Below are 23,157 nucleotides of genomic sequence, written 5' to 3'. Positions count from 1 at the left end.
ATTTAGACAGGCAGGTGGTTACCTTTCAGACAATGGATGCGTCTTTTCACGTTCGACAGTATAATTAAAAAATACCGTGATCATGTGTGCCAGCATACCATCGGTGCGATGGTATAATGCGTATCGCATTTCAATGTCATTAAACGTGATGGCTTTCCCTCGTGTAAATGGCGCATAGCGAATACCTACACCCGGCTTGATACTTTCGAACGGAGAAAGATCATAGTCAGAAGTATAGTATCTCTCCGAGACATCGTGTTTATTATACGCCCTGAAGTAATCCGCGCCTTGTTGTGTATAAAGACGAACAAACGGTGTAATCGTAAAGACACGACTGATCTTCACCGCCGACTCCACATTCAACGCATGCGCGACAATGCCGAAGTCGTCATAAAAATAACGATACGATGTGCGCAGCACCCAGCGGTTGCCCAGGAAGGTATTTAACTGCAGGCCTACCGGTATTTTCAACCGGCCGCCGGGAAGCTTTTCAATGCCCTTCGAACCATCGGTAAAATAAATGCGGTGAAACGGTGTCGAGAGTAGTCCCTGCTGATATGTAATGCCTGGATAGATACCCAGGGTCATGCGACGATTGATGGTCTGTAGAAAACCCGCTTCGATGTTAATGGAATTACGCCGGTATTCATCAAACCAGTTTTTATACCGAAGCTCTTCCGGATATACCAGCTTCTGCGGATGGCCATTCTCCAGTCTGCCCCAACGCAAGTCATCGAAGTATGCCTGCACCGCGAGCGACACCTCGCGCTGCCGCGACGGGTTGGTATAATTCCACGAAAGCCCACCGCCAATCGAGAGGTAATCCGACTCAATAGAGAACGACGCCGTCGCGCCCACATTCATACGTTGCGCGGACAACAACCGGTTGTAGCCTATACGGGCGTGACTGCGGGCATCAACCTTCGAAGCCGACGACATCTCAAAGTCGATGCGATCGGTAGACGCCGAGCTGATCACATCCACACCGCCATCGAGGTGAAATGTATTGATGGAATCCTTGTTCACATCGATGGATACCTGGCTCGTATAAACTTGCAGGTCTTCCGTGCCTTGCCCACCGGTGACGGCCGAGTGGTCGTTGTCTTGTGTATAAAAAGAAAACAGCGCCTGCACATCGGTACGCGCGATACGCTTCTTCACATAAGGCGTTGTTTGCTGGCCGAAGGAAGTAATGGCGGCTGCCAGAAGGGCTGCGGTAAGGTAACGTTTCTTCAAAGTCCTGGCCCGTTAGTTACATCCACATCCGCCGCTGTTCTTGGTGCTGCCGCCTCCGGTCGCGCCCTCACGGTATGCCTGTACGTTTTCCTCCATGCTGCGCGCGCCCGGCTGGCCCGGTTGCATCTCGTGGTCGTTCAGGTAAACGCGCTGGTAAGGCTTTACACTTTCGCAAGCCAACAGCGTAGCGCCGAGCAACAGGCAGTAGAGTAAACGTTTCATGTGGCAGAATTCAAAGTTATGGACAGGTGACGCGACGTGTGTAGACGATTTTGATCGTCAATGATCAAACAATGTGTGTTGGGCAGCTGATCGATGAAGTGTAATCCTACCGATGGGCCCATGACGGTAACCGCCGTGGCCAGTGCATCCGAAAGCTCGGCACTCGGGCTCACCACCGTGGCGCTCTTTATTCCCTGTACGGGCAAGCCCGTCTTCGGGTCAATGTTGTGTGAATACCGCACACCCTCCAGCTCAAAATATTGTTCGTAGTTGCCCGACGTTGCCACCGACGCCTGATGCACCGGTATCCAGGCAATAACACGTTCAGGCGCATTCGGATCTGCAATGCCCACCTTCCACGGTGTCCCATCGGGACGCGTGCCCCACGCCGTCAGGTCGCCACTGGCGTTGATCACGCCACTGTGTATACCTTTTTGTTGCAGCACGTTCTTCACCTTATCGGCCGCATAGCCCTTGCCAATCGCCCCAAACCCAATGTGCATACCCGGCGCCGACAAATATGCCTGCCCCGGTGGTGTCAACACGATCTTGTCCCATCCCACACGTTGCAGCGCAGCATCGATCGCTGCGCGACTGGGTAGCGTGGTGGGTTTGTTTCGAAAATCATATAGCTTTTTTAATACCCCGGCTGTGATATCAAAGGCACCTTGCGTCAACCGCGCAATCTCGCGGCTGCGGTGGAGGATGGCGTATACTTCTGGATCTACTTCCACGGCATGGATACCTGCCGCGCGGTTCAGCTGGGCGGTCTGAGAAGTGTCGGAGAACTCCGTCAACAGGGCCTCCATACGCCGCACCTCCGCGACCGCGGTGTCGATATGATCTTCGGGGTCGCTTGCTTCTGTCACCGTGACGAACTCGAAGGCAGAACCCATCAACCGGGCCTGCTTCCGATGCTCCGTTAACGGCGCCACCATCATGGCAATAACAGCGGTTTGATCTCGTCGATGAATTGCGCCGGCGATTCGTTGCGATAGTTCAATATCTTCACCACGTTACCATTGTCGCGCAGCAGCAGAATGTAGGGGAAGATGCCCGTGGGATTATACTTCTCGGCCAGCGCTTCGTTTTGTTTCCGGAGCGACTCCGGTTGGCGCGTACGCTGCGGGAAATCAGCCTTTAACAATACCAGGTTGGCACCAGCAAAATCCTGGAAAGAATGCTCTGCCAGAATCTTTTTTTCAAAATGAACGCAGGGCGCACACCAGTCCGAGCCGGCAAAGACCAGCAACACCGGCCGGTGATGTTCGGCCGCCTGCTGAAAAGCTTCGTCCGCGCTCTCCTGCACCTGCGCCCACACGGCCAGGCTCGAAAGGCAGAAGCAGAGCGTCAGAACAAAAGGCAATCGGAAGCGTGTCAAGGGCATGTATTCGTTGCGGTAAAAGTAACGATTTTGGAAGGTAAAATGTTTCTTGACAAAAATCATAACATAGGTCTTACAGGAGGAGACGTAAGACCTGCAAAAAATAATGCAGGGGCGGGGAAGAAAAATGAAGAAGGCTGTCTTCCGGGGGAAAACAGCCTTGCTTCGACTTGGGTTAATTGGTTTTGTTGAGGTTTGGAAGCACAAAGTTGTCCAAGGGACTAGGCTGCTTCATCACGGCCTCGATATCATCTGTCGTTCGAGGCGCATAGCTGGAGAGTAGCTCGTAGCCAGTCTTGGTTATGAGATAGTCGTCTTCAATGCGCACGGCAATGCCCCACCACTTCTTGTCGCAGGCGCTGTTGTCAGGTATATAAATGCCGGGTTCGATCGTCACCACACTGTTCTCCGCCAGCACATAAACGCCGCGGTCGTGTACATCCAAACCAATGTGGTGGGATACGCCGTGCGGGAAGTAAAGATGTTTGTCGGTGGGCGATTTGATAACGCCCAGATCGGCCAGGCCTTTGTTAATAATGTCACGACACACCACCGTCAGCTGGTTCATGGGCAGGCCTGGTTTGGCGATCTTCATCGCTTCTTCCTGCGCTTTCAATACCAGGTCGTAGATTTGCTTTTGCTCGGTAGAAAACTTGCCGTTCACCGGAATGGTGCGAGTAATATCGGCGGTATAACCGTGGTACTCCGCGCCCAGGTCCATCAGGATCAGCTCCTTGTTTGTCAGCGACGGTTTATAGTTGTCGATATAGTGCAAAATACAACCGTTGTGGCCACCTCCAACGATGGACGGATAGCCCAGGTCTTCGGCCTGATATTTCTTAAATACCAACTCGTGAATACCCTGCACTTCGCGCTCAGACATGCCCGGCTTGATCGCCTTCATGACTTCCACCTGGCCCACGCACGAAACCGTGACCGCCTTGCGCAGCAGGTCGATCTCTTCTTTTGTCTTGGTGCCACGCAGCTCGTCCATAATCGGTGCCAGCGCATCTTTGTCGAGGTTGTTCTTCTGCGCCTCGCGTGATACCGTTAACGAGGTACCCGGAGTAGGGTAGTTGGTTTTCTTTTTGAACTGGGCGATCAGATCATACAGATCCGCAGTATCGTCCTGTTCGTCGCGCACGTCGTTTTGAAAGTCGAAGAACAGGATCTTGGCAAACTTCGAAAAGTCGAGGTTATACTTATCAAACTCGCTGTTGTTAAAGGCTTGCTCAAGGCCCAGTTGCTCGCGTGTCTTCACATCGCCCAGGCGGCGGCCGGTCCACATTTCATGAATGGGGTTGCGCGGCTGTACGAAGATGATCTCGTCGTACTGCGAGCCATTGGCAGCGGTCTGTTTGTCTTTGAACACCAGCAGCACAGCATGCGGCTCTTTGTACCCGGTCATGTAAAAGAAGTCGGGGTCCTGGTGGTACACGTACTCCACGTCGTTGGCGCGGTTACGCACGGGGTTGGCAAAGAACACAGCCACCGAGTTGGCGGGCAGTTTTTCGCGCAGCTTGGCGCGGCGCTCTTTGTGAAAGGTCGGCTTCAGGAAGTCGGTCGGCAAGTCTTCATTCTGGGCGAAGACCGTAGCAGTCAGGGCTAATGATAGGAGTAAGGCTAGTGTTTTTTTCATGGTCAATGAGGTCTGACCGTAAATCTCGAAAAAAACGACAAGATCGCCGTCACCCTCTTCAATGTACGGGAAAGGAAATAGTCTGAGTGGCAGCAGGGGCATAAAAGAGATGGTCCGGAGGGGGTCAGCAGCGATTCCGGGGTGAAGCCCGGAGCCTGGTTGGGCGCGAAAAGACTGATTCCCAAATCCTGGGCCAATTCCCCCCGATTGGGGGACAAAAGACTAGAAAAAGCCAGGATATCCAATATATAAGGAATAGTTAAAGAATAAATGACCAATAGATATCCAATACTTAAATAGGTATTGGATATCTATCTAATAACTGTTCATACATACCTACTAAAATATTCAATATTCGGGCTGATAAACGGCTTTCTGAGGGTTTTTGGCAAGAAATTGCAACGCACTATGTTTTTAGGCGAAGGGCTATTGGGGGAACCGAAGATGCCCGGCGAATCGTGCCCTGGGAGAGAGCTTCCGCGTACAGCATCCTGTCCCGGCATGTATAAAAAACGAAAGCGATGAGAGGCTTTTGGACAGGGGCAAAGTATAGACCGGGCGTTACAACGAACACCTGATGCCTATTTCCGATGGACTACACTATTTTGGGTCACCGACCTAATGCGACATAAATCTGCCGCGATTCACGAAATAAGTGTTGGGTTGCCTTACTCCATATACAACTCTTCGATGATGTAGTCTTTGCCATGGCCATATGCAATCAGCTCCTTGAGGTTGTAGGGCTCGAGTGTGTCAAGATCCTTTACCCGGAAGTCTCCTCCGGGCAGGGTGGCTTCGATGATAAAATCATGTTGCTCGCCATAGTTTATGAGGCGGTATTTTTTTCCTACGCGGAGCACGTCTAAATGGAGGCCAGCCATGGTTGTCGTGTGTTGAATGGTTATAGGTCTTCTTCGCGCTCCAGCATCAGGATGGATGCCTGGGGGACGATGAAATATTTTTCCTCTTCGTAGAGTACTTCGATGGCGCCCTTTTGCAGGTAGATGGCCAGGTCGCCTTCCTGTGCTTGCAGGGGCAGATACTTCACCTGATCTTCTTTGCCTTTCCAGACATCATCCTCGTCGGCGGGTAGGGGTAGGGGATAACCGGGGCCGACCTTAATGACATAACCACTCTGTATCTTTTCCTTTTCTTGCACGCTGGGCGGCAGGTATAAACCGCTGGCTGTCTTATCCGTATAGGTCGTGGGTTTGATCAGCACGCGGTCGCCTACGACGATGAGTTTTTTAAGCCGGTTATCCGCTGTTATTTTCATTGTTGCCGTAATTTTCGATCTTACTAGGGTACAAATATCCTAAACCTTACTTAATCCGTATATGCTTTCATTCAAAATCCCGGTCTTAACCAAAACCTCATGAAAAAAATCCATTTGTTAACCCTTATGCTAGTCGGGCTGCTCTCGCATGGGGCGATCGCGCAGATCGACGCGGGCCTGTTCCGTTACCCCGACGTTTCGCAGACGCACATTGTTTTTACATACGCCAACGACCTGTGGGTTGTGCCGAAAAGCGGGGGGGTGGCAAGTCGCCTCAGCTCGCCGGCCGGCGTGGAAGTATACCCGAAGTTTTCGCCTGACGGTAAGGCCATTGCCTTTACCGGCAATTACGATGGTAACTACGACATCTATACCCTCCCCACGTTGGGCGGCGTTCCGGCCCGCCTGACATACCACGGGGGAACGGACCGTGTGGTCGATTGGTTCCCCGATGGCCAGCACATTCTGTTCGCTTCCGGCCGCGAAGCCGGCCGTGAACGGTTCAACCAGTTCTTCAAACTGAAACCCAATGGGGGGCTGCCCGAAAAACTGCCCATGCCCTACGCCGAGTTTGGCTCGGTGTCGCCTGACGGCAAGCAGGTTGCGCTTACGTTCCGCTCGCAGATCGGCCGCAACTGGAAACGCTACCGCGGTGGCTGGAACGCCGAGATCCATCTCTTCAACCTCGAAACACTGGCCTCCGAAAATATTTCCGCTACCACCGACGCGGCCGACGAGCTGCCTATGTGGCACGGCACCAGCATTTATTTCCTGACCGACCGTGGTCCGGACAACCGCATGAACCTGTGGGAGTATAACACCACCACCAAGGCCTTCCAACAACTGACACACTACGCGGATTACGACGTACACTTCCCGTCGCTGGGCCCCGAAGATATTGTGTTCGAGCAGGCTGGTAAACTGTTTCTCTTCAACCTGGCCTCACGTAAAGCACAAGAGGTGAAAGTATCCGTTGTAACGGATGGGCTGGCGCTCAAGCCCACCATCCAGAACGTAGGTCAGCCGCAGCACGCCTTCATCTCGGCCGATGCCAAGCGCGTGTTGGTAGAAGCGCGCGGTGAAGTCTTCAGCGTTCCCGCCGAAGATGGCTTTGTAAAGAACCTGACCCAAAGCCCCGGTGTGGCAGAGCGTTACCCCTCGTGGTCACCCGACGGCAAGTATATCGCATACTGGAGCGATCGCTCGGGCGAATACGAACTGACGCTGCGTGACACCAAGAGCGATGCCACCGAGCGCAAGCTGACGGCCTATGGCGCCGGCTTCCGCTATAAATTGTACTGGTCGCCCGACAGTAAGAAGGTTGCGTTTATCGACAAGGCCATGCGCATCAAGATTTACGATGTAGCGACCAACCAGACGGTCGAAGCCGACCACGGTCTGCGCATGATGCATTATGACCTGGAAGACTTCGCTGCCAACTGGTCTGCCGACAGCCGCTGGCTCGCGTTCGACCACGACCTGGTAAACGGCCACCAGGGTGTATTCCTCTTTGATTACACCAACCGTAAACTCACACAGGTGACGGGTGGTTACTACACGGCACGCAAGCCGGTATTCGATCCTGAAGGTAAATACCTGTACCTGCTCACCAACCAGTTCTTCCAACCGGTGTACAGCGACATCGACAACACCTTCGTGTATCCGAACAGCACCAAGATCGCAGCGATCTCATTGAAGAAAAGCACTCCTTCGCCGCTGGCGCCGAAGAACGATGTGGTAGATGTGAAGGCCGATGAGGCGGCTTCTGATGCGAAAGAAAAAGACAAAAAGAAGAAAGGAAAAGAAGAAAAGAAAGAAGAGTCGAAAGACGATAAAGTAGCCAAAGTGGAGATCGACCTGGACGGCCTGGAGTCACGCCTGGTACTGTTACCGATGAATCCGGGTAACTATGGCAGCCTCGGAGCGGTAAAAGGCAAAGTGGTATATCACCAGATGCCAAACACGGGCGCAGAAGATCAACGCAAACCGCTAAAGTATTTCGATCTGGAGAAGCGCGAGCAGAAAACTTTTAGTGACCAGGTCGACTGGTATCAGATCGCTGCGAACGGAGAAAAGATCCTGATCGCGAAGGATGACAACCTGTATATCATCAAAGCAGAGGAGAATCAATCGGCGGATAAGGCGCTACGTCTGTCGGAAATGCAAATGTTCATTGACCCGCGCGAAGAATGGAAACAGATTCTGGTAGATGCCTGGCGCCTGGAGCGCGACTATTTTTATGATCCCACCATGCACGGTGTAAACTGGGCTGCCGTAAAAGATCAGTACCTCAAGATGCTGACCGGTGCGCTGACGCGTGAGGAAGTGAACTATGTACTCGGTGAAATGATTGGCGAGTTGAATGCATCGCACACGTATAAAGGTGGTGGGGCAGAAGAAGACTCGAAACACTATTCGGTGGGTTACCTTGGCATTGACTGGCAAGTTGACGGTTCTTACTATAAAGTGAAAAAGATTATCCGTGGTGCAGCGTGGGATGCAGAAGTGCGCTCACCGCTCGATCTGCCTGGCGTGGAGATTAAAGAAGGCAACTATATTCTGGCAGTAAACGGCGTGAAGCTCACTACAGCATTAGATCCATATGCGGCCTTCCAGGGTTTGGCGGGTAAAGCGGTGGAGATCACCTTTAACACCACGGCATCGTTCACCGGTGCAAAGACTGCTATCGTGGAGACGTTGTTTGATGAGGCGCGTCTGCGTCACCTGGCGTGGATCGAGCAGAACCGTAAGCGTGTCGAAGATGCTACCGGTGGCGCAGCTGGGTATATCTATGTGCGGAGCACGGGTGTCGATGGACAAAATGAATTGATTCGTCAGTTTAATGCGCAGATGGACAAGAAGTCATTGGTTATTGACGAGCGTTTTAACAACGGTGGTCAGATACCGGATCGGTTTATTGAGCTTCTGAACCGTCCTCCGCTGGTGTTCTGGGCGATTCGTGATGGTGCCAGCTGGCCATGGCCTCCGGCGGGTAACTTTGGTCCGAAGGTGATGCTGATCAACGGCTGGAGCGGTAGCGGGGGCGATGCCTTCCCGGATTACTTCCGCAAGGCAGGACTTGGTCCATTGATTGGCGCCCGTACGTGGGGTGGTTTGATCGGTATCAGTGGTGTGCCCGGGTTGATTGACGGCGGCGGTGTGACCGTGCCGACGTTCCGGATGTATAACATCGATGGCACCTGGTTTAAGGAAGGACATGGTGTTGATCCTGACATTGCAGTACCGGAGGATTTGACGCAAGGAGCGAAGGGTGTGGATACGCAGCTGGAGCGGGGGATAACGGAGATTCAATCGCAGTTGAAGACGAAAGGATTTACGGTGCCCAAGGTGCCGGCGTATGAAGTCCGTTAAGGTAGATATAAGTATAAACAAAAAGAGCAGCTGATAAAGCTGCTCTTTCCGTTTATACACTTCTGTTACTTACAATACTGGTCTATCTGGAAGCGCGCCTTTGCGTCGCCAAGCTCTACAGCTTTGCGCCAGTCGAAGCAGGCTTTTTCTTTGTCGCTGAGCTGGTAGTGGAAGTTGCCGCGTTGTTTGTAGTAGGCGGCGTTTTTGGGGTCGAGCTTGATGGCTTCGTCCAGGTCGGAGATGCCGGCGCCGTAGTCTTCGAGCTCACCTTTGCAGTTGCCGCGGTTGTAGTGGGCGATGGCGTCTTCGGGTTTGAGCTGGATTACTTTGTTATAGTCCAGCACGGCGCCTTCGAAGTCGTCGATGGTTTCTTTGATGTAGCCGCGGTTGAAAAGGGCATCGACGTTTTTAGGGTCGAGGTCGATGGCTTTGTTTAAGGACAATACGGCAGACTTGGTGTCTTCCAGGGCCAGGTGGGCGCGCGCTTTGTTGATGTATAGTGTTACCGAGTTCTCGCCGGCCTTTTGGGCGTTGTCAAAATCGCTGACGGCGGCTTCGTATTCCGTCGCTTCCATTTCCATGAGGCCGCGGCGCAGGTAGGCATCTTTATCTTTAACACCGGCATTGATGAGCTTGTCGTAGTAGTCGCGGGCCGGGGCGTAGCGGTTAGCGGCGTAGTAGCCGTCGGCCAGCAATTTATAGAGATCGGGGCCCGGCTTCTCGGTGAGCTTTTCGACTTCACGGTAGTCTTTTACACCCGCATCGAAGCGGTTCAGCTTGTAATACGCCTGCGCGCGGTTTTCGTAGGCCTTGAGGTAATCGGGGCGGCGCTCCAGGGCTTCGGTGAAGTCAATGATGGACTGTTGATAATTTTCCTGGTTGAAGTAGGCCTTGCCGCGGTTGTTAAACAACACCGGATCTTTCAGGCCCAGGCTGATGGCTTGGGTATAGTCCTGAATGGCGGCGGCCAGGTTGTTGGATTTGAACTTTACATCGCCACGGTGGTACCAGGCGGTGGCCAGCTTGGGATCTTTTTCGATGGCCATGTTGTAGTCGCTCACGGCACCGTCGGTGTTTTGGGCGTCATACTTACAGTAGCCGCGCATGTCGTATGCGAGCGCCGTGCCACTGCCGGTCGAGATGGCTTTCTCGAGGTCGGGCAGAGCGCCCTTGAAGTCGCGCTGATAATATTTAGCAGCACCGCGACGCAAGAAGAGATTCGTGTCGTTGCTACCGCCGGCGATCGCTTTATCCAGATCGGGTATTGCCTTTTCGTAATCTTTCAGCTCGAACAGTGCATTGCCGCGGGCGACATAAATAGCGGCGTCTTTGCTGCCGGCGGCCTCGGCTTTTGTGAGCTCCGGTACTGCACCTTCGTAGTCTTTAATGGCATATTTCGATAGGCCAAGCATGGTAAGCTCGTCGACGCCGGCTTCGTTACGCGCTACGATTACGGCCAGGTCGGTAATAACACTGGCATATTCTTTCAGCTGGTATCGTGCGACGGCGCGGTTCTTCAGGGCCGTGGTATAATCTTTCTTTAAGCCCAACGCGCGGTCGAAGTCAGGAATAGACTCGCGCACGTTGCCGGCCAGGAGCTTGGCTTTACCGCGGTTGTTATAGATGATCTCGTCGTTGGCGCCGTTGACAATGGCTTTGTCGTATGCGGCAATGGCGCCGGCGTAGTTGCTTTGTTTGAAGCGGGCGTTACCGAGCTGGTAATAGATTTCTTTGTTCTTCGTATCAAGGCTGGCGGCCTTCTCCAGGTGGGGCAGAGCCTCTTTGTCTTTTTGCTGTGCCATATACGACAGCGCGAGGGCTTCGTAGGCAGGTAGGTCAGCTTTGCCTTTAGCGACGGACTTTTCGAGGTCTATCGTGGTGGCGTTGTAGTCTTTTTGCTGGAAGGAAGCTTTGCCGCGTTTGAGGTATAGCTCGTCTTCTTTTTCACCGGCCATTTCAGCGGCAGTAAATGCTTCGATTGCACCTTTGTAATCATTGGCGTCATAGCGCAGGTAGCCTGCATAGAGCGATACCTTGCCATCTTTTATACCGGCTTGGATCGCTTTGTCGAGGTATGGTTTGGCAGCATCTTTTTTCGCGATCATGTAGTTCGCAATGCCGAGCATTTTTAGCAGCTCGGGTGTCTCACCATCGCCTTTCGCTTTTTCCAAATCCGCTACGGCGCCGGCATAATCTTTCAATGCATACTTGGCAGTACCGCGGTTGAGGAATGCTTTGGTATAGCTCGCGTTCAGCTGAATGGCTTTGTCGAAGTCGGGGACAGCGCCCGCGTTGTCGTTGATGTTGAGCTTGGCTTTACCGCGGTTGTTATACAAAATGGCGTCGTTGGTGCCGAGTTTCACGGCATTGTCATAATAACGAATGGCGCCGCCGAAATCGCTTTTGAGAAATTTGATGTCGCCGAGGTTTTTAAAAGCATCGGCATCTTGTGCGCCGAGCGATACGGCCTTCTCCAGGTCGACGAGGGCTTTGTCGTAGTCCTTCTGGGCAAACTCCGACTGACCTTTGTAGAGCATCACTTCTTTACTGGCAGCACCCGCGTTCACGGCACGGCTAAGCGACTCGATCGCCCCGGCGTATTCTTTATTTTTGTACTGGCATGTGCCCAGTTGGGTGAAGACATCTTTATCGGTTACACCCATGGACACGGCGGCTGACAGGCTTTGTGTCGCTTGTGCACAATCGCCTGCCGCAGCGGCGCTAAGGCCCAGCATGCGGAATACGTCTTTATCTTTTACACCTTTGGCGGCTACTTTACCCAGGGCTTCGACGGTGCCTTTGTAGTCTTGCAAAGTATATTTGGCGGTGCCCACCTTTTGATAAATCTCGGTGTCGGTGCGGCCGGCGGCCAGCATCTTTTCAAAGTCGGCGATGGCACCTTTCCAGTCCTGTACGAGGTAGCGTGTTTCGGCGCGGTTTTCGAGGGCCTTGTCATAGCCTGCGCGTAATTCAAGGGCCTTGTCGAAGTCAGGCAGCGCGCCTTTGTAATCTTTCAGGATGAACTTCGCTTTACCGCGGTTGTTGAAGAGGATAGCGTCGGCTTTGCCGGTGGCAATGGCTTTATTGTAGTTGGTGACGGCATCCTGGTAACTTTCCATGCGGAATTTGGCGTTGCCCAGGTTGGCAAACGTGTCAAAGCTGTTCGCACCCATGGTCACAGCCTTTTCGAGGTCGGTAACAGCGCCCTGGTAGTCGTTGAGGCTATAACGTGCGTTGCCGCGGAGCTCGAACAGCTCCACCGTGTTGATACGGGCTTTGACCGCTTCGTCGAAGTCGGCTTTGGCTTTATCGTATTCCTTGAGATTGTAGTACGCCACACCCCGCTTGAGGTATACCTCCTTGTTGGCGAAGTTGCTATTGATAAGCTGTGTGAATTGCAGGGCAGCGTCACTGTAGTCTCCGGCTTTTAGCTTCTTCAGCGAAGCTTCCCACTGTACTTGTTGGAGGGAATCGGTTTTCTGGGCGAGGGACGTGAGACTTATAAACAGAAGCGCGGCGGCCAGTTGGAATGCTCTCATGGGGTAGTTCAAAAAGTTGTTCCTAAGAACAAAGTTATTAAATCCTGCCATTCATGAGGCCGTCGTTTCAGCCTTCCACCGGGCCACCTGGCTTCTGTAATAAAAAATGCAATACAGAAAAAAAGAGAGGGTCTTTCCTCTGTATTCAGAGAGGGTCTCCGAATGCTTAGAGAGGGTCTTTGCATGCAGAGAGGCCTTACCAATTACGAGATAGGATTCATTAGCAGGGGTGATCACGGCACTCACCATCAGTAATGACACCAGAACCTGGTGTTACTACATACGCGACCGACTGGTTTCCTGGATTTCTACTTTTGTAGAATTTTTGCAAATAATTTTTAAACAGAAAAAGGGCGTTTAAGGCTGATATTTAGCCTTTTTCGACTGGGCCAGCCACTTGCATGGTCTCCAGCGTCGGGGTGGGCTTGCCGCCGCGGGGTTCGACGGTCACGGCGAAAAGTGTGGCGCCGGTGCTGATTTCCTTCATTTTAAGCAATCCACCAGGGATTCCAGCGTCGAATACGCCGGCGTCTACCGGTTTGCCGTCAATGATAGCCCATAACTGGTACTGGTTTTCCTGCGCCAATTGCTTCATTTCCTGTAAGCTGAGGTATACCTCGCGGGTATCTTCGTTCCAATACACGTACGCCAGGGAGGCAGGGGCATTGGGTGTACCTTTTAGCGCTACACGTTTGAAGGCGGGGTTATGAATGATGTGAATGTCGCTTTCAATCTTGTCGAGCCGTTGGTTGACCCGGTTGTAGTCGCCGGCCACGCGCTCGTTTTGCGCCATGAGCTCGGTCAATTCACCTTGCGAGCTTTTCCACTTGTCGTAGTAGTTGTACGCCAGGTAGGACGACACCAGGGCTACCGTTACGGATGCTGCGGTGACGAATTTCCACATTGTCGTGTCGGACGACGGCATAGACACGACTTTGCCGGCAGGAGCCAGGCCATCAATCCGGGCAAAAATCTGCGTCTTCACAGCGTCCCGCGGGCGGATCGCGGTGTGCTGTAGCAGCTTTTCCTGTACTTGCTCGATCTGGTCAAGCTCTGCGCGGAGCTCAGGACTGCCAGCCAGGTGGTGTTCCACCTCGCTGCGCTCCTGCTCCGAGAGCTCTCCCAAAGCGTACGCTTCCAGGATTCCGGACGATATGTATTCACGTATATTCACGTTGTTGTTACACCCAGTGTCGTTCGTAGCTGTTGCATGGCCAGGCGCAAACGCGTCTTGACCGTTCCCAGCGGGATATTAAATTCTTCCGCCAATTCCGATTGTGTATATCCTTTTAGATACAGATGCTCCACGATAAAGTGTTGCTCTTTGGGGAGATCTTTCAGAATGTCTTTGACACCGATTCCGTCGACGCGCTGTTCAATGTAAGCCTCGTTGTCAATTCTACTTACGACATTTTGGATGTCCCTGGTTTTCCGGTCTTTGCTTATTTCGCGGGAGCGGGTCTTATCGATGGCTTGATTGCGCGCAATGTTGAGTAGCCAGGTGAAAAGCTTGCCTTTGGAGGCGTCGTAGTATTCGAACTTATCCCAAATCTTCAGGAAGACGTCCTGTAGCACTTCTTCGGAAATGGCTTCTTTTTGAATGATGCGGAAGATGGCGCCATAGAGTGCCGCCGAGTAGTGGTCGTATAAATATTCCAACGCGGCGCGGTCTTTCGCGCGGAGGCGTCGGACCAGCTCGACTTCTGCAATATGGTTGGGAAAAGTGTTTATAGAAAGGGTCGTTTGATGTGAAAGTAACGAGGAAAGGAGAATAAAAAAAACCTGGGCGGTCTGATCGGTTGTGGGAAAAGATGTTATGAATCCGGACAAGCACGTCGGGTTGTTGGGTAGGAAGTGTTTGTTTTTGCAGTAAAAACGCTGTTTTCGTCCTGGCAGACTATTTGGTCAGCAAAAATGGAATTAATACCTGTTTTGCTGATGAAACGTGTTTATCTCGGAGAGTTTGAGGAGATCGTTTTGCTGGTCGTAGGCATGCTCGACGGCGAGGCCTACGGTGTACAGATTGCCCATGAAATTCTGCAACAGACCCAGCGCTCCGTGCGCCTGAACCAGGTGCATGCGTCGTTGCAGCGCCTGGAAGAAAAGAGCATGGTGACGTCGGTCATGGGCGACCCCACGCCCGAACGCGGTGGGCGGCGCAAACGCCTCTTTCAGGTGACGGCGTACGGACGCCAGACACTGCACGATATACAGGCTGTACGCACCACGTTGTGGAGCCTGCTGCCGGATTCCCTCAAAACGCTTCCGTCCGTATGAAACAAGCCTCGAACCCGCCATCACCCCCGGCCTGGGCTACACGCTTGCTGCGCTGGTATTGTTCGCCGCACAAGCTCGAAGAGATCGAAGGCGACCTGGAGGAAGAATTTATGTATCAGGTATCGCGTGTGGGGATGCGTCGTGCGCGTCGCGATTATATACGCCATGTGATGGGCTTTATGCGGCCCTTTGCCATCAAACGAAAACCAACTACACCATCTGCTTCTGTCTTTACTATGAGCCTGTACAAACATTACATCCTGGTGGCCCTGCGCAACATGCTGCGCCACCAGATCTTTTCGGGTATTAATATACTTGGCCTCGCCCTGGGCATGACCTGCTGCCTGTTCATTTTCCTGTGGGTGCAGGACGAGCGCCGCGTCGACAATTTCCACGCCAGCGGCGATCGCTTGTATAGCTTGTACTATACGCATTCCGCCCACGGTGAAACGACAGCCGGCTATGCTATTCCCTATTTTATGTTTAGCAACAGCGAAAAGCCCCGACACGACGCCACACTGGCCGAAGACCTGCTGGGCGAGATAGCCGGTATACAATATGCCACGCCCTATGCTACGTCATACGAGTTGCCCTGGGGCCACCCCATGACCTTCCAGGTAGGAGAGACGATTCACAAGCTGCAAGGCTCGTCGGCGACATCGGATTTTTTAAAGATGTTTAGCTTCCCAATCATCGCTGGCGACCGGGCGAAGCCGTTGGGTGACGTGAGCAGCATTGCCGTGTCGCGTAAGATGGCGCGGATGTTTTTTGACAGCCCCGAAGCGGCAATTGGTAAGAGCATACGGTATGAAGACGTACGAGACTTTATGATCACGGCTGTATTCGAAGATGTGCCACAGGAGAGCTCGCTGCAATTTGATTATCTCGTTAACTGGGAGGCCGCAAGCATGGGCGGTGTTGAGTTCTCGGATAACAAATGGCCCACGTATATACAACTGGAGCCCGCTGCCGATGCTGCTGCCGTGCAAGCGAAGGTGCGTGATTTTCTCGAACGCCGGAAGCCAGAGAAGGCGGAGTTTACGGTAGCCCTTGGCATGCAGCCTTTTCGTGATCAATACCTCGTGTCGAATTTTGTAAACGGCGTGCCGCGTGGCGGACGCATTGAGTATGTGCGCATCTTTACCGGCGTGGCGATCTTTATATTGCTGATTGCCTGTATTAACTTCATGAACCTGGCCACGGCCCGCTCACTGAAGCGGGCGAAAGAAGTGGGCGTACGCAAAGTGGTCGGCAGCTCGCGGTCGCACCTCATTGCGCAGTTCTTTGGTGAATCCATTCTTTTGTCTTTCCTGGCACTTGCCTGCTCGCTGTTGATCGTGCACGTGCTGTTGCCCGGCTTTAATACCTATACTGGTAAAAATATCGAATCGCCTTTTCACACACCGGCGTCTTGGGCGTTCATGGCAATCTTAATGGTGGTGACGGGGCTTGCCGCGGGTAGTTACCCGGCGTTGTTCCTGTCATCCCTGAAGCCGGCGCGTATCCTGAAAGGTATACTTCGCTTCTCGCCGGGTGCGACGCGATTCCGGAAAGGGCTGACCGTTTTTCAGTTTGCCTTGTCGATCATGCTCGTGATTGCCACGCTGGTGGTATCGCAACAAACGCACTATGTGCAAACTATAAATCTGGGGTATAATAAAGAGAACTTGCTCTACATGCGCATTGAGGGCGAGATGGGTAAGTTTGAAAAGTACGCTGCCTTTAAAACACAGGCACTGGGCATGCCGGGCATTGCGATGGTAGACCGCAGCAGCGAGGCTCCGCACGCCATGGGCTTTGTGATCGCGGAACCCATTCACTGGGAAGGACAACAGGAAGGCGAAGAGGTGGGATTCAAACCTACCTCTGTAGGATTTGATTTTATACGCCTCATGGACCTGAAGATAGCAGACGGCCGCGACTTTTCCCGCAGCCATGCTACCGACTCGGCCGACGCATTTTTAGTGAATGAGGAAGCCGTGCGACAAATGAAAATGAAAGACCCGCTGGGCAAGTGGGTATCGGCGTGGCAGAAGAAAGGGCATATTATCGGCGTCCTGAAAGATTATCATACACACTCGCTGCACGAGCCCATTAAGCCATTGATCATGGACGTGAAGGAATATGAATACTTCGGGGTAATCGTTGTACGGACGGAGCCGGGCAAGACGCGCGAGGCGATTGCCAGCCTGGAGAAGGCATACCATGATACTAATCCCCATTATCCGTTTGCGTATCAGTTTTTGGATCAGGAGTATGCGAAGCTCTACCAGAGCGAAGAGATCATTACCCGCTTGTCCAATACGTTCGCTTTGCTGGCGATAGTCATCTCGTGTCTGGGACTATTGGGCTTGGTGATGTACTCGGCCGAACAGCGCACGAAAGAGATTGGGATACGCAAAGTACTGGGTGCGCGGGTGAGTCATATTGTGGGACTGTTATCGACGGACTTCCTGGTGTTGGTGTTGATTGCCTTTGCCGTTGCCGCGCCGGTAGCGGGGTATTTCATGTGGCAATGGTTGCAGCAGTTTGCATTTCGTATAGATTTATCGTGGTGGATCTTTGCGTTAGCCGGCGGATTGGCGCTGATGGTGGCGTGTCTGACGATATCGGTGCAGGCGCTACGGTCGGCGATGGCCAATCCCGTGAAGTCGCTCCGAAGCGAGTAGTGAGGTCACTTTTGCAGGATACGGGGAAAGCTATTTCCCGATAAGATCAACGAAGTGGTCGTGTCGCCAAAGCGGCCGAGCTCAACCAGCAATGTTTCGAGCTCTTTCGTAGATGCCACGACCACTTTTAGTAACATGCAGTTTTCTCCGGTCACTGCGTGCCACTCCACGATCTGTGGCATCTTGTCGATTTTCCGTACCATCTCATTGTGTTTCATCGCGCCGGCTTTAAAATGGATGAATACTTTTACGGGAAGGTTTAGCTTGTCATAATCAATGACGGGCTGGTAGCCCTGAATAACACCGTCTTCTTCCATGCGTACGATGCGCTCGGCTACAGCCGGGGCCGAGAGGCCGATCGTACGGCCAATCTCTGCGTTTGATGCCCGCGCATTTTTTTGCAGCGCTTGTAAAATCTTCCAGTTTAATTCGTCAAATGTTCGCATAGCACAATATGTTCAAAAACTTTGAAACGAAGGTAAACGGGTTTTAATTCCTTTGAAACGAAACCGTCGGTTAGAGAAGCATGCGCCATCTTTGGGTGTTCACCTAAAAGCGCTTTGGCTATGTATATTCCTGGTTTCGTAGTACATTCACTGGTATATATAACCGTATTTCTGGCCATCGATGTACAAGCACAAACGCTCACGAAGCATCCTATGACAACTTTTACGCTCACGCCGCACGGCTCGCTGGTGGTTACACCCGCCGCTACTTCCTCACCCCACGACTTTGATTTTTTGATTGGACGATGGGTCATTCAAAACCGAAAACTCAAAACACGGTTGAACCACTCCAACGAATGGGATACGTTCGAGGCCACAGGCAATCTGCGTAAGGTGTTGCATGGCAGAGGAAATATTGACGACTTTATTACGACGTTTGATGGGCAGCCGTTCGAGGGAATGGCGCTGCGGATTTTTGATCCTGCTACAAAGTTGTGGAGTATCTATTGGTCGGATACGAACCGTGGTACGCTTGACAAGCCTGTAATAGGTTCGTTTGATGGCAACATCGGTCGGTTTTATAGTCGGGATACGTATGCGGGGAAAGAGATTGTGGTGATGTTTCAGTGGGATAAGACTGATCCAGCCAAACCTGTTTGGAGTCAAGCTTTCTCGGATGATGCGGGTAAGACGTGGGAGTGGAATTGGTATATGTATTTTACGCGATCGCCTCATCACGTAACGTTTAAAGATCCGATACGTGTGCTGGAGCTGCGCAATTATCTCATGCAGCCCGGCATGACCGAGCGGTTTGTGCAATACTTTAGCGACCACTTCGTAGGCACGCAGCAAGCGCAGGGGGCGATGTTGCCTGGTATATTTACAGTGCGGGGTGAGGCCGATCGGTTTTTCTGGATGCGTGGATTTGGTGACATGGCATCGCGGCTTTCCTATCTGCAGAGCTTTTATGGTGGCGCTGTGTGGAAAGGCTACGGTCGCGAGGCGAATAGTATGATAATTGATTCTGATCAGGTGCATTTGTTGCGGCCCTGGCCGGAGGGGCGAATAGACAATGTGCTGGGGGATGGTCGGTATGGCCTTGTTGTAATTGATTATTATTACGCTAAGGCGGGGCAGCGGGATGCGCTGTTGCACATGCTGACGCAAGCGTATGAACCTAAGATGAAAGGGCAGGGTATGCCGGTGTCGCTGTGGGTGACGGAGATGGCGGTGAATGAGTTTCCGCGGTTGCCGGTGATTCAGGAGAAGGATTTGGTGGTGGTCATCTCGTTGTTTGTGAACGAGGAGGATTATGTGCGCACGGTTCCGTTGGCGGAGGTGAAAGAGTATAGCATGAAAAAAGAAACGGTGGTATTGAACCGCGTGTTAAATCGATAATGTGCCGTGGTTTTGCTAAAGCTACGCCCCTTGCGGGGCATACTGCAGTCTGGAGACAGCATACTTGCGCCAGCCGTTAATGCCTTAGCCTTTTGCGACAGCTACTTACTTTCGTACAATCAGCAACAAATCCAACGCATTCGTAGCGTCATCCACGACGATATAGTCATCGTGATGGATATTCGCGACCAGTGTATTATCAGCAGACTGAAGTTTGTTTCGGTTCCGGCGATTCAGGATTTCGTAGGGCAGTCGGAGCATGAAGGCTGGCAGACGGTACTGCAAGTTGAAGATATCGAAGCGCATGATGCGGTTAACCGAGCGGCGGTTTTCTTCGTGATACTCCATGACCTTCTTGTTCCCCGTGATGCCTTTCATTTCTACCTGCGGGAAGAATTTTTTGGCCAGGTTGGCCAATTCTTGGGGCAGGTATTCGCGGATGTGCCACGGGTTGCGTGACAGGGACATGCTGCGGTTGGGGGTTGTCAGCAGGGCGATGCCGCCGGGCTTTAGCACGCGGTGTATTTCTTTTAGAAACAGGGCGTCTTCCTGGATGTGCTCGATTACCTGGAAGCTGACGATGCTGTCGTAGGTGTTGTCGGCCAGGCCGGAGAGCGGGGGAATGTTCATAGCCATGAACTTGCCGGTTGGAAAGCGTTGTTGCAATCCGGCAATGACGGGTTCGATCTTGTCTACGGCCGTGAAACTTTCGGCCAGGGGCAGCAGGGTGTCGATGCCACGGCCTTCGCCGCAGCCTACTTCGAGCACCTGGCCGCGGATATAGTCCTTGGCCACAACATAGGCCTTAAATAAACGTTGATGGATTGGGTTATCGGATGCGATTTCTTCGCTGGTAATTTCCGTGGTGTAGATCTTCATGTCCTGCCGTTTACGGCCTGCTGGCCGGGGCGCAAAGGTAAGGAGGAATCGGGTCCAGGGTTTACCGCTTGGCTGAAAAGTTTGGAAAACGTCGATTGCAGTCCCAACCTGGTACTTTAAAATGCTTATTTTAGGCTCAATGAAACGATTTTTACTGCTCTTTTTACTGGTAGGTCCGGTGGCGCATGGGCAAGCCCTGCGCGACATCAACTTCAGCTACCATTATAGCCCCCTCGAGCTTTTTACATTTGATATGAAACCTGTACGCCAACCGTCGGGGTGGCAGGTGTACTATACGCTGCAGATACGCGACACGTCGGCTACGGCCGCGGACTATTCCATTCAATGGGAGACGCGTACCTCCCTGAGCGAGAAGGAAGGTAAAGTATTCCAATATGACAGTGCCGGCAGCGACAGTAAAGGCCATGCACTCACCGGTGTGGTAGCACCGCCGTCCCTGGCTGTTCCGCAAGTGCTGGTAGCCAAAGTGGTCCATAAGGCGCTGAAGCGTGCCTGGTATTTTTTCCGGGTGCTGGACCCGAAATATCCGGTGAATGGCTTGTTGTATGCCGGTAATACCCCCGTGCTGCAATCTTATGCTTACGTTGCACGTCCCTATACTTTCACGGGCGCGACGCAGACGCTATCGTTCTATCGCGACGACTTTCCTGCCTCTGCACCGGCCTTTTCAGAAACGCTGGGCCGTGTCAAGTCACGATTGCAAATAGATTCGATATTCTCTGTCCCCGCCGGCCAGACCATCACCTTCACGCAACGGGGCCTGTACCTCGTACAGCAAGACACGAGCTCGGCCGAAGGCTATACCTTCCGCGTTGCCGAAGACTATCCGCGCTATGCGAAAATCCAGAACCTGGCAGACCCGCTTATCTACGTGTGCACACAGGCTGAGTTTGATCGCATTAAACAAGCCAAGGGCGACAAGAAAGCTTTTGACAAAGTGATCCTGGGCATTACCGGCGACGCCGAGCGCGCCAAGGGCTTTATGCGGAGCTATTTCCGAAAGGTAGAGCTGGCCAATCAATATTTCTCGTCCTATAAAGAAGGATGGAAGACCGACCGGGGTATGATCTATATCGTCTTTGGTCAACCTGACGAGGTCTTTAAGTTTTCCGACCGCGAGGTGTGGTATTACAGCAACAGCATGTTCAAAACCTCCTTCAGCTTTTCGAAGTCGCCGACTTTGTTTGACCCCGAGAATTATGTGTTGATACGGGAGAAGAAATACCGGAACACCTGGTACGAAGTGATCGACCTCTGGCGCAACGCCCGGATGTAAAACAAAACAGCCCCGCATGTGCGAGGCTGTTTTGTTTTATGTTGGTTGGTATGAATTACATCCCGATGATGAGTTTCTGACCGGGCTGCAGTTTTGTGTTGCTGAGGTTGTTGAGGGACTTGATCTTATCAACCGAAAGGCCTTCAAACTTCTGCGAGATGTGCCACAGGGTATCGCCCGGCTGTACGACATATATTTTCGAGTCGGGGATGGGTGCGGGTGATGTCGATTTTGCAGACGCCATCATGGTGGTGCTGGCGGTGCTTTTTGCGCCTCTGCTGCCACGCTGCCAGATGTTGAGGCGTTGGCCTACATGGATGTTGTTGCCACGCAGTTTGTTCCACTTCTTGAGGTCGGTGACACGTACACCGTGGCGGATGGCAATCGAGCCCAGTACATCGCCACTGCGCACTTTGTATACAATGCGGTCGCGACCATAGGTGCTGCCTTCGGTGTTGCGCGCCAGCACTTCCAGTTCTTTACGGCCGGTCTTCGAGGCAGAGTCGAGAATGGCCAGGCGATTGCTGTCGAGTACAACCTTGGCCTCGCGCGGTATGTATACGACGTAGGGCTTGCCTGTCTCCGGCATCGCGTTGTGCTGGATAGACGGATTAAGCCGTTGCAGATCATCGACACAGGTGTTTGTCAAGCCTGCGAACGTATCGAAGTGCAGAAATTTCTTGGTGCGGATAGTGTCCGATACTACGAGCATTTCTTCACCTTCGTCGAAGAAGTTGTGCTCATCCAGGTAGTTCATGGTATAGGTAATGGCCACGAACTGCGGCACGTATGAACGGGTCTCGCGCGGCAGGTTGGGATAGATCTCCCAGAAGGTACGTTTGTAGCCCGAGCGGCGAATGGCACGCTTTACGTTGCCGGGGCCCGTGTTGTAAGCGGCCAGGGCCATCTCCCAGTCATGGAACATATTGTACAGATCGCGCAGGTAGCGGCAGGCAGCGTCGGTTGACTTCTCTGGATCCATACGCTCGTCGATGAACCAGTCGTTGTGCAGGCCGTAGTATTTGCCCGTACCCGACATGAACTGCCAGAGCCCCACAGCCCGTGCACGGGATATCGCGCGGGGGTTAAGACCAGACTCTATAATCGACAGATACTTGAGCTCTTCGGGCAGGCCGTATTGCTTCAGATATTTTTCAAAGATGGGGAAGTAGAGGTTGCGCCGACGCATCACCATCTTGGTATACTCACGGTCTCTTACCGTGAAGTAGTTAATGAAGGCGTGGATGCGGTCGTTATAGACCAGGTTCATCTTGGTATCAATACAGGCCAGGCGGTCGGCTACCAGTCGCGGGTCGTCGTCGCCGGGTACGTATTCGATCTCCGTGGGCAGGGCGAAGTATTCGTAGTCTGCTGTATCTTCTTTATACAGCATTTCCTCTTCTGCTACGGCTACCTCCAGAGAATCCACCACAACCGAATCAACACGGACCTTCGGTGCTACCTGGGCCACTGCTGCGGTTGAAAAAAGTATGATGGCTGTCAAGAGAATGGGTTTCCTCATC

General features: G+C 52.7%; 18 protein-coding genes. 5 read left to right on the top strand and 13 right to left on the bottom strand.

The features are described from left to right. Window positions 1-18: 18 nt before the first annotated feature. The 7 genes from K7P01_RS28985 to K7P01_RS28955 form a co-directional block, all read right to left on the bottom strand. Window positions 19-1,236, bottom strand: coding sequence for a DUF3570 domain-containing protein (locus K7P01_RS28985; RefSeq protein WP_267298084.1), 1,218 nt, complete (start codon window positions 1,234-1,236; stop codon window positions 19-21). Between the two features lie 12 nt (window positions 1,237-1,248). Beyond that, on the bottom strand, window positions 1,249-1,458 hold the full coding sequence (locus K7P01_RS28980; protein WP_267298083.1) for a DUF4266 domain-containing protein: 210 nt from the start codon (window positions 1,456-1,458) through the stop codon (window positions 1,249-1,251). Beyond that, a complete protein-coding gene (locus K7P01_RS28975) occupies window positions 1,455-2,399 on the bottom strand; it encodes an FAD:protein FMN transferase (RefSeq protein ID WP_267298082.1) in 945 nt (314 codons plus the stop codon). The genes K7P01_RS28980 and K7P01_RS28975 overlap by 4 nt, the downstream gene beginning before the upstream one ends. Continuing rightward, window positions 2,396-2,905 carry a thioredoxin family protein gene (locus tag K7P01_RS28970; protein WP_267298081.1) on the bottom strand — a complete coding sequence of 170 codons (510 nt, stop codon included), beginning with the start codon at window positions 2,903-2,905 and terminating at the stop codon, window positions 2,396-2,398. The genes K7P01_RS28975 and K7P01_RS28970 overlap by 4 nt, the downstream gene beginning before the upstream one ends. 112 nt (window positions 2,906-3,017) lie before the next feature. After that, complete coding sequence (locus K7P01_RS28965; RefSeq protein WP_267298080.1) at window positions 3,018-4,481, bottom strand: aminopeptidase P N-terminal domain-containing protein; 1,464 nt, start codon at window positions 4,479-4,481, stop codon at window positions 3,018-3,020. Between the two features lie 668 nt (window positions 4,482-5,149). After that, window positions 5,150-5,362 (bottom strand): hypothetical protein, encoded by a 213-nt coding sequence (locus K7P01_RS28960; RefSeq protein WP_267298079.1) that lies wholly within the window; start codon window positions 5,360-5,362, stop codon window positions 5,150-5,152. A gap of 20 nt (window positions 5,363-5,382) precedes the next feature. Further along, window positions 5,383-5,757 carry a co-chaperone GroES gene (locus tag K7P01_RS28955; RefSeq protein ID WP_267298078.1) on the bottom strand — a complete coding sequence of 125 codons (375 nt, stop codon included), beginning with the start codon at window positions 5,755-5,757 and terminating at the stop codon, window positions 5,383-5,385. 99 nt (window positions 5,758-5,856) lie between these two features. Here K7P01_RS28955 and K7P01_RS28950 point away from each other — a divergent pair, with 99 nt between their 5' ends. Continuing rightward, complete coding sequence (locus tag K7P01_RS28950) at window positions 5,857-9,129, top strand: S41 family peptidase (RefSeq protein ID WP_267298077.1); 3,273 nt, start codon at window positions 5,857-5,859, stop codon at window positions 9,127-9,129. A gap of 65 nt (window positions 9,130-9,194) precedes the next feature. On the opposite strand, the gene K7P01_RS28945 is transcribed toward K7P01_RS28950, so the two are convergent. From K7P01_RS28945 to K7P01_RS28935, 3 genes are all read right to left on the bottom strand, one after another. Then, entirely contained in the window at window positions 9,195-12,668 is a 3,474-nt protein-coding gene (locus K7P01_RS28945; protein WP_267298076.1) for a tetratricopeptide repeat protein, read from the bottom strand. Between the two features lie 370 nt (window positions 12,669-13,038). Continuing rightward, on the bottom strand, window positions 13,039-13,842 hold the full coding sequence (locus K7P01_RS28940; RefSeq protein ID WP_267298075.1) for an anti-sigma factor: 804 nt from the start codon (window positions 13,840-13,842) through the stop codon (window positions 13,039-13,041). Next, window positions 13,839-14,498 carry an RNA polymerase sigma factor gene (locus tag K7P01_RS28935; protein ID WP_267298074.1) on the bottom strand — a complete coding sequence of 220 codons (660 nt, stop codon included), beginning with the start codon at window positions 14,496-14,498 and terminating at the stop codon, window positions 13,839-13,841. Before K7P01_RS28935 ends, K7P01_RS28940 begins: the two co-directional genes overlap by 4 nt. A gap of 108 nt (window positions 14,499-14,606) precedes the next feature. Between K7P01_RS28935 and K7P01_RS28930 the strand changes: the two genes are divergently transcribed. After that, a complete protein-coding gene (locus K7P01_RS28930) occupies window positions 14,607-14,945 on the top strand; it encodes a PadR family transcriptional regulator (RefSeq protein ID WP_267298073.1) in 339 nt (112 codons plus the stop codon). After that, window positions 14,942-17,614 (top strand): ABC transporter permease, encoded by a 2,673-nt coding sequence (locus K7P01_RS28925; protein ID WP_267298072.1) that lies wholly within the window; start codon window positions 14,942-14,944, stop codon window positions 17,612-17,614. The genes K7P01_RS28930 and K7P01_RS28925 overlap by 4 nt, the downstream gene beginning before the upstream one ends. Window positions 17,615-17,619: 5 nt before the next feature. Here the strand turns inward: K7P01_RS28925 and K7P01_RS28920 are convergent, their stop codons facing one another. Then, window positions 17,620-18,060, bottom strand: coding sequence for an Lrp/AsnC family transcriptional regulator (locus K7P01_RS28920; protein ID WP_267298071.1), 441 nt, complete (start codon window positions 18,058-18,060; stop codon window positions 17,620-17,622). A 120-nt stretch (window positions 18,061-18,180) separates the two neighbouring features. Here K7P01_RS28920 and K7P01_RS28915 point away from each other — a divergent pair, with 120 nt between their 5' ends. Next, window positions 18,181-19,458, top strand: coding sequence for an NIPSNAP family protein (locus K7P01_RS28915; protein ID WP_267298070.1), 1,278 nt, complete (start codon window positions 18,181-18,183; stop codon window positions 19,456-19,458). A 105-nt stretch (window positions 19,459-19,563) separates the two neighbouring features. On the opposite strand, the gene K7P01_RS28910 is transcribed toward K7P01_RS28915, so the two are convergent. Further along, entirely contained in the window at window positions 19,564-20,337 is a 774-nt protein-coding gene (locus K7P01_RS28910; protein ID WP_267298069.1) for a class I SAM-dependent methyltransferase, read from the bottom strand. Between the two features lie 139 nt (window positions 20,338-20,476). Between K7P01_RS28910 and K7P01_RS28905 the strand changes: the two genes are divergently transcribed. Next, window positions 20,477-21,634 (top strand): GWxTD domain-containing protein, encoded by a 1,158-nt coding sequence (locus tag K7P01_RS28905; RefSeq protein ID WP_267298068.1) that lies wholly within the window; start codon window positions 20,477-20,479, stop codon window positions 21,632-21,634. 55 nt (window positions 21,635-21,689) lie between these two features. On the opposite strand, the gene K7P01_RS28900 is transcribed toward K7P01_RS28905, so the two are convergent. After that, the gene (locus K7P01_RS28900; RefSeq protein ID WP_267298067.1) at window positions 21,690-23,156 is read right to left on the bottom strand and encodes a lytic transglycosylase domain-containing protein; all 1,467 of its coding nucleotides are present in this window, start codon (window positions 23,154-23,156) and stop codon (window positions 21,690-21,692) included. Between the last annotated feature and the right edge of the window lies 1 nt (window position 23,157).

The organism is Parachryseolinea silvisoli (assembly GCF_021190955.1).
Classification (GTDB): domain Bacteria; phylum Bacteroidota; class Bacteroidia; order Cytophagales; family Cyclobacteriaceae; genus Ohtaekwangia; species Ohtaekwangia silvisoli.
Note: the sequence above shows the minus strand (reverse complement) of the source record. Positions and strands in the feature narration are given on the sequence as shown.

What these genes read in the sequence shown, in the direction of transcription:
- K7P01_RS28980 (WP_267298083.1), bottom strand. Translation starts at nt 1,458, where the DNA reads ATGAAACGTTTACTCTACTGCCTGTTGCTCGGCGCTACGCTGTTGGCT.
- K7P01_RS28975 (WP_267298082.1), bottom strand. Translation starts at nt 2,399, where the DNA reads ATGATGGTGGCGCCGTTAACGGAGCATCGGAAGCAGGCCCGGTTGATG.
- K7P01_RS28970 (WP_267298081.1), bottom strand. Translation starts at nt 2,905, where the DNA reads ATGATTTTTGTCAAGAAACATTTTACCTTCCAAAATCGTTACTTTTAC.
- K7P01_RS28965 (WP_267298080.1), bottom strand. Translation starts at nt 4,481, where the DNA reads ATGAAAAAAACACTAGCCTTACTCCTATCATTAGCCCTGACTGCTACG.
- K7P01_RS28960 (WP_267298079.1), bottom strand. Translation starts at nt 5,362, where the DNA reads ATGGCTGGCCTCCATTTAGACGTGCTCCGCGTAGGAAAAAAATACCGC.
- K7P01_RS28955 (WP_267298078.1), bottom strand. Translation starts at nt 5,757, where the DNA reads ATGAAAATAACAGCGGATAACCGGCTTAAAAAACTCATCGTCGTAGGC.
- K7P01_RS28950 (WP_267298077.1), top strand. Translation starts at nt 5,857, where the DNA reads ATGAAAAAAATCCATTTGTTAACCCTTATGCTAGTCGGGCTGCTCTCG.
- K7P01_RS28945 (WP_267298076.1), bottom strand. Translation starts at nt 12,668, where the DNA reads ATGAGAGCATTCCAACTGGCCGCCGCGCTTCTGTTTATAAGTCTCACG.
- K7P01_RS28930 (WP_267298073.1), top strand. Translation starts at nt 14,607, where the DNA reads ATGAAACGTGTTTATCTCGGAGAGTTTGAGGAGATCGTTTTGCTGGTC.
- K7P01_RS28925 (WP_267298072.1), top strand. Translation starts at nt 14,942, where the DNA reads ATGAAACAAGCCTCGAACCCGCCATCACCCCCGGCCTGGGCTACACGC.
- K7P01_RS28920 (WP_267298071.1), bottom strand. Translation starts at nt 18,060, where the DNA reads ATGCGAACATTTGACGAATTAAACTGGAAGATTTTACAAGCGCTGCAA.
- K7P01_RS28915 (WP_267298070.1), top strand. Translation starts at nt 18,181, where the DNA reads ATGTATATTCCTGGTTTCGTAGTACATTCACTGGTATATATAACCGTA.
- K7P01_RS28910 (WP_267298069.1), bottom strand. Translation starts at nt 20,337, where the DNA reads ATGAAGATCTACACCACGGAAATTACCAGCGAAGAAATCGCATCCGAT.
- K7P01_RS28905 (WP_267298068.1), top strand. Translation starts at nt 20,477, where the DNA reads ATGAAACGATTTTTACTGCTCTTTTTACTGGTAGGTCCGGTGGCGCAT.
- K7P01_RS28900 (WP_267298067.1), bottom strand. Translation starts at nt 23,156, where the DNA reads ATGAGGAAACCCATTCTCTTGACAGCCATCATACTTTTTTCAACCGCA.